The organism is Gardnerella sp. DNF00038 (assembly GCF_049262855.1).
Classification (GTDB): domain Bacteria; phylum Actinomycetota; class Actinomycetes; order Actinomycetales; family Bifidobacteriaceae; genus Bifidobacterium; species Bifidobacterium vaginale.
Genome location: NZ_CP058407.1, coordinates 103,117 through 118,604 on the forward strand (window position 1 = coordinate 103,117; position 15,488 = coordinate 118,604).

The 15,488-nt window shown below is 40.8% G+C and carries 13 protein-coding genes; 11 read left to right on the forward strand and 2 right to left on the reverse strand.

Annotation, left to right across the window (positions count from 1 at the left end; genetic code table 11):
* Positions 1–89: 89 nt before the first annotated feature.
* The 4 genes from HXT19_RS00415 to HXT19_RS00430 are packed head-to-tail and all read left to right on the forward strand — an operon-like array spanning position 90 to position 3,446.
* Positions 90–992 (forward strand): efflux RND transporter periplasmic adaptor subunit, encoded by a 903-nt coding sequence (locus HXT19_RS00415; RefSeq protein ID WP_064623616.1) that lies wholly within the window; start codon positions 90–92, stop codon positions 990–992.
* Positions 989–1,699, forward strand: coding sequence for an ABC transporter ATP-binding protein (locus tag HXT19_RS00420; protein ID WP_020761632.1), 711 nt, complete (start codon positions 989–991; stop codon positions 1,697–1,699). Before HXT19_RS00415 ends, HXT19_RS00420 begins: the two co-directional genes overlap by 4 nt.
* Positions 1,683–2,894, forward strand: a complete 1,212-nt coding sequence (locus HXT19_RS00425) for an ABC transporter permease (protein WP_101886737.1) — start codon at positions 1,683–1,685, stop codon at positions 2,892–2,894. The genes HXT19_RS00420 and HXT19_RS00425 overlap by 17 nt, the downstream gene beginning before the upstream one ends.
* Before the next feature lie 27 nt (positions 2,895–2,921).
* Positions 2,922–3,446: a hypothetical protein gene (locus HXT19_RS00430; RefSeq protein ID WP_004118111.1), complete on the forward strand. Its 525-nt coding sequence runs from the start codon at positions 2,922–2,924 to the stop codon at positions 3,444–3,446.
* A gap of 44 nt (positions 3,447–3,490) precedes the next feature.
* Here the strand turns inward: HXT19_RS00430 and HXT19_RS00435 are convergent, their stop codons facing one another.
* Complete coding sequence (locus tag HXT19_RS00435) at positions 3,491–4,753, reverse strand: MFS transporter (RefSeq protein ID WP_101886736.1); 1,263 nt, start codon at positions 4,751–4,753, stop codon at positions 3,491–3,493.
* Between the two features lie 465 nt (positions 4,754–5,218).
* Between HXT19_RS00435 and HXT19_RS00440 the strand changes: the two genes are divergently transcribed.
* The 6 genes from HXT19_RS00440 (at position 5,219) to HXT19_RS00465 (ending at position 11,134) form a co-directional block, all read left to right on the forward strand.
* Positions 5,219–5,344, forward strand: a complete 126-nt coding sequence (locus tag HXT19_RS00440; RefSeq protein WP_004113751.1) for a hypothetical protein — start codon at positions 5,219–5,221, stop codon at positions 5,342–5,344.
* Between the two features lie 207 nt (positions 5,345–5,551).
* Positions 5,552–6,823, forward strand: a complete 1,272-nt coding sequence (locus HXT19_RS00445; RefSeq protein WP_422119696.1) for an ABC transporter substrate-binding protein — start codon at positions 5,552–5,554, stop codon at positions 6,821–6,823.
* Between the two features lie 84 nt (positions 6,824–6,907).
* Positions 6,908–7,813, forward strand: coding sequence for a carbohydrate ABC transporter permease (locus HXT19_RS00450; RefSeq protein ID WP_004118115.1), 906 nt, complete (start codon positions 6,908–6,910; stop codon positions 7,811–7,813).
* Positions 7,813–8,634 carry a carbohydrate ABC transporter permease gene (locus HXT19_RS00455; protein ID WP_004112888.1) on the forward strand — a complete coding sequence of 274 codons (822 nt, stop codon included), beginning with the start codon at positions 7,813–7,815 and terminating at the stop codon, positions 8,632–8,634. The genes HXT19_RS00450 and HXT19_RS00455 overlap by 1 nt, the downstream gene beginning before the upstream one ends.
* 32 nt (positions 8,635–8,666) lie before the next feature.
* Complete coding sequence (locus HXT19_RS00460) at positions 8,667–10,046, forward strand: glycoside hydrolase family 13 protein (RefSeq protein WP_422119697.1); 1,380 nt, start codon at positions 8,667–8,669, stop codon at positions 10,044–10,046.
* Positions 10,047–10,075: 29 nt separating this feature from the next.
* Complete coding sequence (locus HXT19_RS00465) at positions 10,076–11,134, forward strand: LacI family DNA-binding transcriptional regulator (protein WP_004113759.1); 1,059 nt, start codon at positions 10,076–10,078, stop codon at positions 11,132–11,134.
* Positions 11,135–11,276: 142 nt separating this feature from the next.
* On the opposite strand, the gene HXT19_RS00470 is transcribed toward HXT19_RS00465, so the two are convergent.
* On the reverse strand, positions 11,277–12,806 hold the full coding sequence (locus tag HXT19_RS00470) for an aminotransferase class I/II-fold pyridoxal phosphate-dependent enzyme (RefSeq protein WP_081264633.1): 1,530 nt from the start codon (positions 12,804–12,806) through the stop codon (positions 11,277–11,279).
* A 361-nt stretch (positions 12,807–13,167) separates the two neighbouring features.
* Here HXT19_RS00470 and HXT19_RS00475 point away from each other — a divergent pair, with 361 nt between their 5' ends.
* Positions 13,168–15,231 (forward strand): cation:proton antiporter, encoded by a 2,064-nt coding sequence (locus tag HXT19_RS00475; RefSeq protein ID WP_422119698.1) that lies wholly within the window; start codon positions 13,168–13,170, stop codon positions 15,229–15,231.
* The last annotated feature ends 257 nt before the right edge of the window (positions 15,232–15,488 follow it).

The window sequence follows — 15,488 nt, forward strand, 5'->3', positions numbered from 1 at the left end:
AGCACTTTATTTATTTTGGATCAGTTTGAGAGGCTTGTTTCGACGCATACTATGTGTCTACGAGTTTGGCGAGTAAGGAGATTTGTGTTATGAGTAAGTTTACGAAAGTACTCTTGTTAGCTGCTCTGCCAGCGTGTTTGCTTACTGCATGCGCTGGTAGAGCAGTTGATAATAGTCAGCAGCAGGCATCACATGATTCAGTTCCACTTGTTTCAGTCAAAAAACAGCCTTTAACACAAGTTGTGTCGGGTAAAGCAACAATAGAACAATCGTCTACCTTTGTTATCACTGCTGTAAGTAGGGGGAATTTTTCTCCATCGGTAAAAGCAGGCAGTACTGTAAAAGCTGGAAGTATTTTAGGCTACAATGCTGGTAACAAAATTATTGCTCCCGTAGACGCTAAAGTTGTGTCAGTAGCTGAATCATCTGCGGACGTGCCTAAATCTTTCCCGCTATTCACTCTTAAATATGAAGGTTTTTCAATAAGCCTTAATGCAAAAGCTTTACTTCGTTCTGCGGATATTACAGATGTTAAAGGTCGCTTCCAAGTTGAAGACGGTGTTGGACCAACCAATTGTTTGCAAATAGTACAAAGCGGTGGAACTTCTACCGATGTTGCAGCCTCGGGTAGTAGCAAGAATGATAATGCTGATTCAACTCAAACAGATGAGTCGAGTGCGCAAAGTAAACCCAGTGTATCGTCAAAAGTTTTAACGTGTTTAATAGATAAAAGCGCAGAAGTAGAATCAGGTCAAAATGCGACGCTTGTTTTTAATGGCAAGCATAAACAATCGGTTCTAACTCTGCCTGTTAGTGCGATTGCTGGAAGAGTTCAAAAAGGCTTAGTCTCATACAAGAAAGGCGATAATTGGGAGCGTAAAGAAGTTGGTCTTGGAATCAGTGACGGCGCTAATATTGAAATTACGTCTGGTTTGCATGAGGGTGATGTTGTAGCAGGTGTTTCTCCTGATCTCATTCCAGGAGTGCAATGATTATGGAGAACAATCCTGTTCCACTGGTTGAACTACAAGACGTGTCAGCGCGTGTAAAACTAGGCAATGGCGAATGGCTTACCACTGTCAACTCTGCTTCTATGTTACTTAATCAAGGTGAAACATACGCGGTAGTTGGCAGGTCTGGCTCCGGCAAAACGAGTCTTATTTCTATTATTGGATTTTTGAATAAAAATTTTACTGGAAAATACTATTATTCTGGCAAGTCAATCCAAAAGTGTAGTGATAGTACAGTATCGCATATGCGCGCTCGAAATATTGGTTTTGTTTTTCAAAACTATTCTCTCATTAAGCATTTAAGTATTAGAGAAAATGTTGAGTTGCCGCTTTTATACGCGGGACTACAACAAAGCAAGCAGACAAGAAGAAAAACTATAGAAGAAGCATTATGTGATGTTGGATTGCAAGATAAACTAAACGAATACCCTGGAAGGCTATCAGGCGGTGAACAGCAGAGAGTCGCGATAGCGCGTGCTCTCGTCACTAATCCCGAATTACTTATTTGCGATGAGCCAACTGGTGCGCTCGATAGTAGTACGGGAGAAAAAGTGCTTCAAGTGTTGCACGATCGTGTTCAAGAATCTGGAACAACATTACTATTAGTCACTCATGATATGAAAGTGGCTCGTTCTTGCTCTCACATTTTTACTATGGAAGGCGGTGTTCTTTATGATCATGCTGCTTAAAGATTTGCGCCTGTCTCCTATGAGATCCTTCCTCACAGGTTTTTCAATGTTTATCGGCATCATTGCCGTTATTGCGTCAGTGCTTATCGGCACGGTTGGTAAGGACTATCTTATTGCAACTAACGAACAGCTAAATGGCCGTAGACCGACATACGAGATTACTTTTTCAGCACAAAATTTTGACGAATATTCAGTATTTAACAAATTCTTAAATCGCATTGAATCCGCAAACCGTAACGCTAACGTTATGCTACAACCAAACACTGGACTACTATTTAGCGCTTCTATGCCAGCCGTGAAGAGTGTAAAAATAAGCAAAGAATATAAGACTGGCAATCTTCAATATGCTGACGCTGTTTACACTACGGCAGGATACAACAAAGTTTATAACTTACCTATTGTAAGTGGAAGATGGTTTAGTAATAGCGATAAAAGCAACGCATTAGAAATGGTAGTAAACCAATCTGCTAGCAAAAGATACAAGATTGGTGAAGTAGCATTTATTACTTCTCGCAAAACAACACAAATGAGTCCTATAAGGATTGTTGGAGTTGTGAACGATGGCGTAGACTCAGCAAAAGTATACGTGAATATTCTAGGATTATTACGTTATGCTCCAACTCTTTGGGAATATTCTGGAAAAGAAGCTCAAGGCTCAATCTACTGGTTGAATAAAGAAAATCGTTCTCAAAAATCAATTAAATCTTATGTTTCAGATGCTCTTTACGACTGTTGTGGTGGACAAGTAAACGAAATTAGAAGACATGATAATAGTGATGATTACGAGAATGTTATAACAGTATTGCAATTAAGTTTTGCTATCGTAGCAGCATTATTGCTTTTTGTTTCCGCGCTAGGTTTAATCAATATTGGTTTAGCATCGTTGGAGCAGCGCACACATGAACTGCTTATACGCAGAGCCTTGGGTGCTACTAGATGGTCTATTGCTTCACTCGTGTTAGGAAGTGCGATTATTTTAGCGCTGATAGTTTCGATTGCTGCTGTCGCTGTTTCTTTTGGACTTGTGTCTATAGCATCAAGTTTTTGGGATGCAGCAAGCCCAGTTAGTCCGCCAGTTTACCCATATGAAGCCGCTATTGGAGCTGTTATTGCGGCTTTTATTACAGCGCTTGCTGGAAGTGTGGTGCCGGCAATAAAAGCATCACGTTTACAACCAGCATTAGCATTGCGTTAATTTTCAAAAAATAAGAAAGAAGGAATAATGAATAATCATACTATTGGTAAAGCAACTCTTATTGTTGGTGTGCTTAGTGCGCTTCTTATGTTTAATGCGTGTGGAGGAATAGGCAACAATAATGCGAGTGGTATGGGTGGCGCGCGCTCGCAAAATAGTTCGCCTAGAGAGACTGTTGATTTTGCTCATATAGAGAAGGAATATCAGGAATCTGTGGCAAAGCTTAGTTGGCCTGAAAAATATAAAGCTCCTGCAAACTTGGTTGGAGAAGAAAAAGACGCTCAGTTCCAGAGTGGATATGGTGATACGCAAGCATCTAATTATTATCAGTGTGCTTGGGAACGGCAATGGTTAGACACGTATGCTAGTGATGAACAAGCGGCAAGTAAAGCTTTGCATGAGCTTGAAAAAGTGCCTAGCATGCCGTTTATGGGTCCAGATCGTTGTGATGATGCAACGCGAAACTTTTTCAAAGAGCACATGCGTAAAGCAAAACTAGGAGATCCGTCAGGATTCCAACAGGATGTGCAAACTAATTGTCCTGTGATGTAATTGCATTTGTATAGCTTTATTGTGCTTACGCGCTAAATATCTTGTTATATGCTTCTTTTTACCCATGTTGATGGTGTCCAATAATCTTTGGTAAGCATTGATGGGTATGTTTGTTTACGAGCTTGAATAATCCATAAGGCTATACCTGTTGAAACAAGTATTACGCCAGCTGCAATCATTATGAATAATGATGAATTTAGATTTCCCCATGCTAGTACGCTTGCATACCCTACGATAATGCCGCATTGCTCCATAATAGAAGTAAAAGTAGTAGTTGCGCCGAGAATGTGTGTTGGTATGCCGTCGAGAAGAGCTGTTTGCCCATAGACAATAGTTGCGTCAAAAATAATACCTGCAATGAAAGCAGAGCAAAGGAAAAGAGCGATCCAATTATTAAGTGCGAAAATAAGTAAAGGAATAGAAAGGAATCCAGGTAATAAAATAGAGTATAAAATCTCATAATGTAGCACAATATATTTGCATAATAGCGAACCTACAATCATGCCAATGTTAAATATGCTGACTATTGATCCCCACGTGGATGCCGAATGAAAAAGCGTGAGACAATGGTGTGCTCCCATTAGTCTGAATGCAGCAAGCCATGAGCCTGATTGTAATGCTGATACTACTCCTAAGACTATTAACCATGGTGTAGATTTCATATAGTGTAAAGAAGCTGCAAAACCAGCAGTTTTATTGCTTCCTGTTTTCGTATTGTTTGAGCTATTTTGTGCTTGCTGGTTTAGATTAACTAACAGTAGAGGTAGTGCCGCTAATATCATCACAATAGCAATGCTCGTAAAGAAAATGAGCGGATTACATATATCAACAAATATGCCAGTAATCGCTGGTGCAGCAAGCCTGCTGAGATTAATCCACATACGCATGCTTGCTAAAAACTTGGTTTTTTCGCCAGTTGGCACGCTATACGCCATCAATACTTTTTGATTAGGCGAAGAAAATGCAGTAAAGAATCCGAATATTATGCCGAGTAGCGTAACCATAATAGCAATAAGGTTATGCTGTGCTACTAAAGCGAAACCGTATCCAGTACACAGCAAGGCAAAGCAGAACGTTAGAGCTATAAACAATCTAGTTGGTGGATATTTATCTGCGATAATGCCGCCAAGTGGTGCTGCTATGCAGGTCATAAGTGCTACGGACACTGCGTTAAGTGCTGCGTGAGATAAGTCAACATGCATTAAAAGATATAGACTTACGCCAAATCTACAGCTTGTTATAAGAAAAGCATTAAGCGATAAAACGGCAATAATAAGAGTTGTGCGAATCCGTGCCGCAGCGTTCATTTCCTTCTCTTTTTTCTTTCTTTCATGTTATGAATGTCTTTCATATTCTGAATGATATATGCCTCTTGATATACACCTTTTTCTGGACTGTGAGTGAAATGAGTGTTTTATTGCAGTGTTTTACTCTTAACTACTCTTAACTGTGCTGAGCCCTACTCTCGTATGGCTTTGTTGGGTTTTCTTTGTGTTTATTGTGGTGTTTCATTCCGAAATACTCCGAAATGTATTTACTTTTGCGCTTTGTTGTTTGTGTCGTGATTCGAATTGCTGCAGTTTGCAAACAAGATATATAACTACTGGCGATAGTAGGAGAGGAAGCTGGAGAGTTTGCCCATTGCATCGCGAAGCGTTTGCAAGCGCGGTAAGTAGATAACGTGTAATTATTTTATAAGGTATTGACGTTTGTTTAACAATGTAGTAAATTGATTTACAAGAGTTTAGCATTGCAGTTCAAAGGAGACTGAAATGGAGAGAATGCCTAAAGGTAAAAAGTTCCAATTTAAGGCATTGCTTGATGACAAACAGTGGGTATCTAAAGATAATGTCTTCGGAGTTGGAGGGGAGGAGGTAGAAACAAGCGTGCATTTTTGATTTGGTGTCTGTGTGAACATGACATGTAGATTTATATGAGCCAGTGTTTGCGGCAATTAAAAAACTGTTTGCTTGTTATGTAGTCATACAACAAAGAATAAAAAAATTACTAGTTTGTTTTCTGATGCTTTAGAGAATAGTTCGTCACCCATTTTCTAAATGCAAAATGAGTGCAAGTTAACATATGCAGATAAAAAGAAGGTTACAATGAAGAAACTTACAAAAATATGTGCATTAATCGGTGCTGCTGCAATGATTATTAGCGCAGGTGCGTGTGGTAGTGTAAAATCATCCGACGCTAATGGCTCAACACAGCTTACCATTTGGCATTATTGGGATGGCGCTAATGCCGATACCTTTGATGCAATGGTGAAGGATTTTAATGCTTCGCATAAAAATATTAAGATTAAGACTGCGAGCGTCCCGAACTCTGATTTTATGACGAAGCTTCGTGCATCGGCTTCGTCGAAGAGCTTGCCAGATATTTCTATAAGTGATTTGGTATGGGTGCCACAGATTGCAAAAATGGGCAATTTGACTGATCTTTCTAAGGTTATCAGCTCGAAAACGCTCGATGATGTGACTCCTGCATTGATTGACTATGGTCATATTGACGGCAAACAAGTTTCTGTGCCAGTTACTGCCAATAATCTTGCGTACATGTACAACAAGGACGTTTATAAAGCAGCTGGGTTAGATCCTAACAAACCACCACAAACATGGGATGAGTTGAAGAAAGTTGCAAAGACGATCAAGGAAAAGACAGGCAAGCCAGGGTATGATTTGCTTACTCAAGCAGGAGATAACGGCGAAGGTTTAACTTGGAACTTCCAGGTCAACTTGTGGCAAGCTGGCGGCGAATTCTTGACAAAGGATAATTCTAAGGCTGCATTCAATACGCCAGAAGGCAAGAAGGCTATGAACTTCTGGGTGGATCTTATCAAGAGCGGCGTGAGCCCATATGCTAAGTGGGGCGAATTTGAAAAGGGCAAGGGTGGTTCTGCTCAGGAAGGTAGCTGGATGGTTGGCATCTGGGCGCCAGATCCACCATTTGATTTCGGTGTAGCAAAAGCCCCTCATCCAAAGGATGGCAAGGAAGCAACTAATCTCGGTGGTGAACAAGCAATCGTCTTCCATAATTCTGACGCTCGTGCCAAGGCTGCTGGCGAATTCTTGAACTGGTTCTTGCAGCCAGAACAGGTGATCAAGTGGTCGCAAAAGACTGGCATGCTTCCTGTAACGAAGAGTGTTGCAAAGTCTGATAAGTATTTGGATTGGGTTAAGAAGGAACAGCCTCGTTTAATTCCGTTTGTGGAACAAATGGAGATTGCTCATACACGTCCAAATACGCCATTGTATCCAAAGATTTCCTTTGAATTTGCAAAGGCTGTGGAGAAGGCTTTCGCTGGAGAGCAGAGTGTTGACGAAGCGCTTGCGAATGCTGAAAAGGCAGTTAACGACGTGATTGCCAAAGGCTGATTGCATAAATACTGTGCCGATAGCTGGGTCAAAGGAAATGAAGTTGACTCAGCTATCGGGGTTCTTTGCATCAAGGAGTATGTAATGAAAAAACGTCATTTTCTCAAGTCTGCGCACAGGCACTACCAGAAAGATCAAGTAATATGTGCTGCGGTATTCTTGTTGCCAGCAGTGCTTATTATTGGTGGTTTCGTGCTGTACCCTGTGTTGTCTGCTGTATATATTTCACTAACATCGTGGGATGGATTCTCTCCAGAAAAGAAATTTATTGGCTTGGGAAACTATGTTCGTCTTTTCCAAGATCCTGAGTTTTTCAATAGTTTAATGGTAACGGTTATTTATGCTGCTGGTGTATGTGTATTAAGTGTGCTGACTGGATTGCTGCTCGCGCTTTTGCTTGATGCGCCTATACGAGGTAGGAGTATTTATCGTAGTATTTACTTCCTTCCAGTGGTTACATCTTCTGTGGCTGCAGCCATTGTGTGGAAATATATGCTCGATCCTTCTGGATTCGTGAACAGTGTGTTGATGAAATTCAATATACACGGACCAGATTGGTTACAAAATCGTTGGCTTGCGCTTATTGCATTAATTCTTTTGACCGTGTGGAAAAATATTGGTTTTAACGCTATTTTGTATTTAACTGCGTTACAAGCATTGCCAAAAAGCGTGTATGAAGCGGCTGCATTAGATGGAGCTACTGGGTGGCAAAAATTATGGAAGATTACTTTCCCATTGCTATCTCCAATGACGTTTTTTGTAGTAGTTCAGGCATTAGTAACGAGCTTCCAATCCTTCGACCTTGCATACATGCTCACTGGTGGCGGTCCTCGCGGAGGCACGGAAGTGCTTGGCATGATGATGTATCGTGATGCGTTCAAGCTCGGTGATTTTGGCTATGGAACAGCAATAGCGTTCATTACGCTTGCGCTAGTGCTAGGCGTGACGATGATTCAATGGAAAGTTTCTGGAGCACAAGGAGAAGAATAATGAAGTCATCATTATGGTCGCGTTTGGCGCGTCATGCGATTCTGATTTTAGGTTCAGCAACAGTAATCATTCCATTTTTGTGGATGTTCACTACTTCTTTGCAAATGCGTGCTGAAACATACACGAATACTTCAATTTTTCCTACATCATGGCATTGGGAAAACTATATTCACGCTTGGCAAGCGGCGCCGTTTGCGCAATATTATTGGAATACGCTATTGATGACGGTAGGAATTGTTGTAGGACATTTAATATTTGATGCCTTTGCCGCCTACGCTTTTGCGCGATTAGAATTTCCTTTGAAGAAAACAATATTCATTCTGCTGCTTTCTGCATTGATGATTCCTAATTTTGTGATTGTTATTCCGTCTTATGAGATAGTCGCTAATTTGGGATGGGTTGATACGCTGTATGCTTTGATTGTTCCTAGACTTGCAGATGTGTTTGGCATTATTTTACTTCGCCAATATTTTGCAACAATTCCTCGAGAGCTTGATGAGGCAGCGCGCATTGACGGTTGTGGCAGGTTTGGAATATTCTTCAAAGTAATCGTTCCATTGTCGTCCCCAGCGTTTGCGACGCTTGGTATTTTTAGTTTTCTCTTTGCGTGGAATGATTTCCTTTGGCCGTTATTGGTTACGAATACGGATGAAACTCGTACAATTCAGATTGGTTTAGCATCCTTCGTAGGGCGTTACGGAACCTCTTGGAATTATTTGATGGCAGGAACTTTGACTGCAACAATACCAAGTATTATTGTGTTCCTTTTCTTCCAACGTGCGCTTGTTAGAGGAATTGCCAATACTGGTATGAAAGATTAGAAATTGTAGAAAAATTAAGGATGGGGTTTATTATGTCTATACCACAGTGGTTGCCTGATGCAAGATTTTATCAGATTTTTCCTGATCGTTTCTATCGTTGTGAAGGCTACGGTATGCTAACTGAAGGTCATGTGCCGCTTGATCCATGGGATGCTGAGCCTACGCGTGAGAATTTCTTAGGTGGTAATATTGCTGGAATTACAGAAAAACTTGATTATATTCATGATTTAGGTTGCAATGCGCTCTATTTGAATCCAATTTTTTCTGCTGCAACAAATCATCGTTATGACGCAAACGATTATTTTAAAATCGATCCACTTTTAGGAGCTCTTGAAGATTTCCATACATTGGTAGATGAAGCGCATAAGCGGAATATACGTATAGTACTAGATGCAGTTTTAAATCATTGTGGTAAAACTCATTGGATGTTTCAAGATGTTGTTAAAAATGAAGAGAATTCAGAATATGTTAATTATTTTTCAGTGAAAAACTTTCCAGTTAAGTCATTGCCTGTGCCTAATTATAAAACCTGTTCTGGTTGTGAATATCTACCGAAGTGGAATGTGTTTAATCCAAAGGTGCGTGAGCATCATTTTAATGTTGCGAGATATTGGATTGATCAAGGTATCGACGGTTATCGTCTTGATGTTCCATATTTTATTTATCCAGAATTTTGGCAGGATTTTAGGCAAGTTGTTAAATCAAAAAATTCAGAATTATGTTTGATAGCTGAAGAATGGAGAGACCCTGCTCAATGGTTGCAAGGAGACACTACCGATAGCACAATGAATTATACTCTGCGTGATTTAGTTTTAGGTTTTACTGCAACAAAGCGATTCAATGCATACGATTTTGTTAACGGTATTAACCGTCTGCAGGAGCGCATACCGTATGGATATCACCATGGGATGATGAATTTGTTGGGTAGTCACGATACTGAGCGTGTTTTAACTGCGCATCAAAATAATACTGAGGATTGCATAACTGCCTACTGTTGCATGTTTGCCTGCGAAGGTGCTCCGATGATTTATTACGGTGATGAACTTGGTATGGTTGGCGATAATGATCCAGGGTGCCGTTCTGGCATGCAGTGGGATAGTCTTGATACAAATGCTGAAATATTCCGTACAATTGTTCAATTAAATGCATTGCGACGTGATCATATTGCGTTGCGAAGGGGTACGCAAAGTTGTTACGCTGTTGATGGAGATACTGTCATTATTTCGCGAGAGCATAAGGAAGAATCTCTTTTGATGATTATTTCACGTAGTAATTTATTAGAGTATAATTCATCGAAGCTACCTCAACAATTGCAAAATCATAATTGGCGAATTATAAATGGTGTAACTGTTGGAGATAGTTGGCGCCCTAATAAAGATAATTCTATGATCGTATTGCAGGCTCAACAGTAAAAATAATGTAGAAGTAAGAAGTGTGAAGCATGGGAAAGAAAATTACAATGCAGGATATTGCTGATGCAGCGCGTGTCTCTAAATCTGCTGTCTCCTTTGCGTATAATACTCCTGATCGCTTATCGTCAGAAACTGTAGAACACATATTTTCAGTTGCAAAGGAACTAGGATATGTGCGTAATCCTGTTGCTTATATGCTGCGAACTCAAAAGACAAATAGTTTGGGATTGTTACTACCACAGCAATTAGGGCGAGTGCTAGAAAACCCATACTATTCGGAATTTATTCAGGGTATTGGGCAAATCTGTGAGCGAGAGGGATTGACGCTTCTTTTAGTGCCTCCACTTCGTAATTCTATGTTAAAAGCAATTCCTTATGCTGCCGTTGACGGTTTTATAGTAACTGGTTTAGAAGAAGATCGTGGTGAAGTTGAAGCGCTTATGCAGCAAGGAAAGCCATTTGTGATTGTTGACAGTGAAGTACATAGCCAGGCTCCGAGTATCAATATTGATGAGACGCGCGCTATGAAAGAATTAACTGAGCATCTTATTTCATTGGGTCATCGCAATTTTGTGGTGATTTCTCCAGAATCAGGTAATGATGATGGGTATCTTTCTTGGCATGGAACAATTCGTCGCCGTATTGATGGTGTGGTTTCTGCTTTAGAAGAGAATGGAATAGCTCCACTGGTCGATAAGAAAAATGTTATTGAAGTGCCATGTACTCGTACTGGAGGAGAAGAAGCTTTTGCACAAATAAAACAAAATAATTCTGTATTACCAACTGCATTCATCTGTTTTAGTGATGTTATTGCGTTTGGAGTAATGGACGCTGCTAGACAGTCTGGTTTGCAAATCCCACGCGATATTTCTGTTACAGGCTTTGATGATATAGATGAGTCTGCATGTAGTAATCCACCGTTGACAACAGTTAAACAACCTGTCACAACTAAAGGACGTTTAGCTGCTGAATATATAGTAGAGACTTTGAATGCTGGGTATGAACGAGCATCATCCCGTCACGTATGCCTACCTATTACTGTGCTGCTGCGTGAGTCAATTGGCCCAGCAGCATCTATAAGAGAATAGGCTGCGTAGTAAATACTTGATTCCTTCCTCCTATGAAAATATAGTGCCACGTTAAGTTTTTTTAGCGTGGCACTATATGCATAATTTCTTGAATAGGGTCAGAATTAATCGTAATTTTTTGTTTATGCAAAAATTATGATTTCTACTGGCGATAGTAGGAGAGGAAGCTGGAGAGTTTGCCCATTGCATCGCGAAGCGTTTGCAAGCGCGGCAAGTAGACTACGCGGAAGTAGCCTGGAGTCTGCCAATTAAAGCCTTTGCCGTGCACAATCAGCAACTTTTGGTCGCGCAGCAAATCAAGCGCAAACTGTTCGTCGTCGTGAATGTTGTAGCGAGCAGAATCGAGTTTTACAAACATGTAGAAAGCAGCATCTGGTCGCTCGACGCTTACGCCATCCATCTCCTGAAGTGCGTTATAGCAATACTCGCGCTGCTCATACACGCGTCCGCCCGGCTCCAAATACTTCTCAACGCTCTGGTATCCGCCCAAAGCAGTCTGAATAATAGATTGCGCAGGAACGTTCGAGCACAAGCGCATATTAGACAGCATGTTAAGCCCCATAATGTAGTCGCGAGCTTTGGATTTATCTCCCGAAAGGCTCATCCAGCCAATGCGGAAGCCAGCAATCATATGCGACTTAGAAAGTCCGCTAAAAGTTACGCAGAACACGTCTGGAGCAAGAGAAGCAATCGAAACATGTTTTTTGCCGTCCATAACAAGACGATCGTAAATCTCGTCCGCAAAAATAATCAGATTAAACTCGCGCGCAATCTTAACAATCTCTTCCAAAACTTCGCGACTATACAGCACGCCCGTAGGATTATTCGGGTTAATAATCACGATTGCTTTAGTACGAGGCGTGATTTTAGAGCGAATATCGGCAATATCTGGGTACCAATGCGACTTTTCGTCACACATGTAGTGCACAGGAGTGCCGCCAGCCAAGCTCGCGCACGCAGTCCACAACGGGTAGTCTGGGCTTGGTATAAGAATCTCGTCGCCGCAATCAAGCAACGCTTGCATAGAAAGATTAATCAGCTCGGAAACGCCGTTTCCAGTGTAAATATCTTCCATTTGCACGCCTGGAATGCCCTTAAGTTGATCGTATTGCATAATCGCCTTGCGTGCGGAGAAAAGTCCGCGACTATCCGAGTAGCCTTCGCAGTCAATAAGCTGCTGTTGCATGTCGTAAATCACTTCGTCTGGAGCGCGGAATCCAAAAGGCGCAGGATTCCCAATGTTGAGCTTTAAAATATGCGTTCCGTTTGCTTCCATGCGGTTTGCTTCTTCTACAACAGGGCCTCGAACGTCGTAAAGCACGTGCTCAAGTTTGGTGGATTTGTTGAAGTTTCTATGTTTGAGTGTTTCGGAAAGCTCATCTTCTGTTAATGGGTGATTTTCCTCGTGCTGCTCGCTGCAGTCTGCTTGCGCCTTTTGCGCGGTTTTTGCGCAAGAATGCCCACCTTTGATTCCGTAGTCGCTAATTTCAAGAATTTGTGCAAGCATATCTCGCACGTCTTTGCGTGGCTCAGTTTTACCGCTTAAATACTGGCTTAACTGGCTTTTGCCAAGCTTATGGCCGCTTTTTGCTGCAAGATCGATTACATCAATCTGCTTATATCCTTTGATTTTCATGGCCTTTTTAAGGTCGTTTGCAAAATTCTGTGCCATAATCCGTCTTTCTTATAGAAGCTTATAAAATCAGCATTCTTAAATTGAACAAACTTACAACAAAGTTCAAAATAGAAGCTATAAATTGAACTTTGAGGCGATTAAAAGACAATTTTACGCATAAAAAAGCATTTTGCAAGCCTAGAATTGAATTTATTTTGAATTTTGACAGAACCGTGCGAACAATTATGAACTTTTTGAATCTATGTTGAACTTTTGAATAAATAGACAATTTTTTAGATTTATTTTAGATTACTTTGAATTACTCAAATTGTTTTACCATTTTCTTATATTTCGCGCGGTTGCCATGTTTCGATAAGCTGGAAAAATATGGCAAATAAGCAAGGGGAGTTATAGCAGTATGCCAATTTTTGAGCTAATTCTGTACATAATGGCAGTTGTGGTTCTGTCATCATTCTTGGAGCGTTTTATACCAAGAGTTTCAGTGCCACTTGTGCAGATAGCTATGGGCATTATTGCTGCAGAATTGCCATTTTTTCCAAACGCATCTTTAGATCCAAACATGTTTATGGTCGTTATAGTTGCGCCACTTATATACTTTGAGTCTAGAGAAATCAATAAGCTAGCTCTGCTGTCTTCCTTCAAATATTCAGCCACGCTAGCTATTGGATTAGTTTTAGCCACAATGATTGTTGTTGGCATTCTATTGCCTGCAATATGGCCGTTTGCGCCAATTACGGCAGCTCTTGTGTTGGGTGCTGCATTAGGTCCAACGGATGCCGTGGCAGTAAGCGCTTTAAGTCACGAAGTGTCGCTTACGCGCAAACAATTTAGCGTTCTTCAAGGCGAATCATTATTTAATGACGCATCTGGAATAGTAGGATTCCAATTTGCAGTGTTGGTAGCATCCTCAGGCGTTTTCGACATTGTTCCAGCATTAAGCAGTTTTACAACAAAATTCTTTGGTGGAATAGCAGTAGGCGCGTTAGTAGGTTTTGCTGCAAACTGGCTTTTTGAAAAAATCAGGTCACTAGGTTGGGAAACTACGAAAACTAGAATATTAATGGAATTATTCCTACCATTTTTGTTATACATGGGTGCAGAAAGCCTTGAAACTTCGGGAATGCTTGCGCTAGTTACTGCAGGATTGCTTACAAAATTCGATCGTTCTGGAGTAGGTCCTAATGTTTCGCGAACAAATATAGTGGCAAACAGTGTTTGGAGCGTTCTATCTTTTGGGCTTAATGGTGCTGTTTTTGTGCTTTTGGGAATCGCGCTTCCAAAAGTAGTAAGTTCAAGTTGGAATGATCGTGGAATTAACAATCTTATTCTAGTGGCGATTATTTGCGTAACTTTAGTTGCCATTATAGGCGTTCGATTCTTGTGGATGGTTATTATGATTCGCCTTGCAAGTCGATCTAAAGCAAATAGGCGAGATGTAGATTGGCTAAAATCGTCCGTAATAATGACATTAGGTGGAGCAAAAGGAACTTTAACATTAGCGCTGATGTTTACGCTTCCAATTAGCTTCTCGCTTAGAAATGAATTGATTTTTATTGCTGGAGTGGTGATAGTAGTAACGCTTTTGCTAGCTAACTTTATTCTTCCCCTAATATCTCCTAAAGATAACAATCATGAGCTAGAAGCAGTTACGCCAATAATCATAGAAGTTTTGCGGAGAACCGTTGAAGAGCTTACGCTTAACGTTACGCAGGACAATCTTAAAAGTGATGATTATGAAACTCGAGGTGCTGTTTTATCTGTGATTGATTCCTACACGGAACGAATCAATAGGCTAAAACAAAATGTAAATAAGAGTGATTCAAAAGACTACTTGTTATTACGTGTAGATGCTCTAAATTGGGAAAAGGACTATATAAAACAAAGGATTAAAGAACTTAAACAAGATAGTATAAATAAATCTCATAATTTAGAGACAGAAGCATGCGAGAGGCTTTTGGATCAGATAATGAATTCTTTAAGACATATCCACACAGGGGAACAATCACAATCTATAATGTGGCATTTGCGTGGACGATTTAGGTCTGCTCAGCGAAGAGTAGTAACAGTTGTAAGACGAACAAGTAATATGATTCGTCGAACGGCTCCGCTTCTTAGAGAAGACATGATTTTTGTGCGCGTTCGGCAGATTCATATTGACGTTATACATAGCGTTGTTAAACGCTTGTATCAGGAAATGCATAAGGAAACATATAATACGGAGCATTGTTCAACGCTTTTGCGTGAATATAGGGCTAATGAGGCGCTTCTTAGATCTAGGCCAAATGTTGCTATGAGCGTAAAAATGATTGAGAGAATTGATGATGTTAAGCGTGAAAGCTATGCGATTGAGCTTAGGATTATTCACGAGATGTATGAGGCGGGTGACATTACGCGTGCACAAGAGCGGCAGTTGCGAAACAACGTTTATGTTATGAATGTTGATGCTAATGCAGATGTGTAAGTTTTGTGTTAAATGCAGCTTTGTAGTGCGTTTGTATTAACTTTGCGGCGTGCTGTGTCGTTCGCGCGGTCTAAGCGCGCGAACGACTTCGCCGCGCAGAAGCAGTGCTTCTGCTTTGAGCGGCTCAGCGAATCGAGGTGATTTCTCGCGCATTATGCAGCTCGAAATCGTCGATTCGCACGCGGTCTAAGCGCGCTATTCCTCGCGGCTATTAGTAGCCGCTCGGCTGATTTGGCACATAAAGTCCACCGGACTTT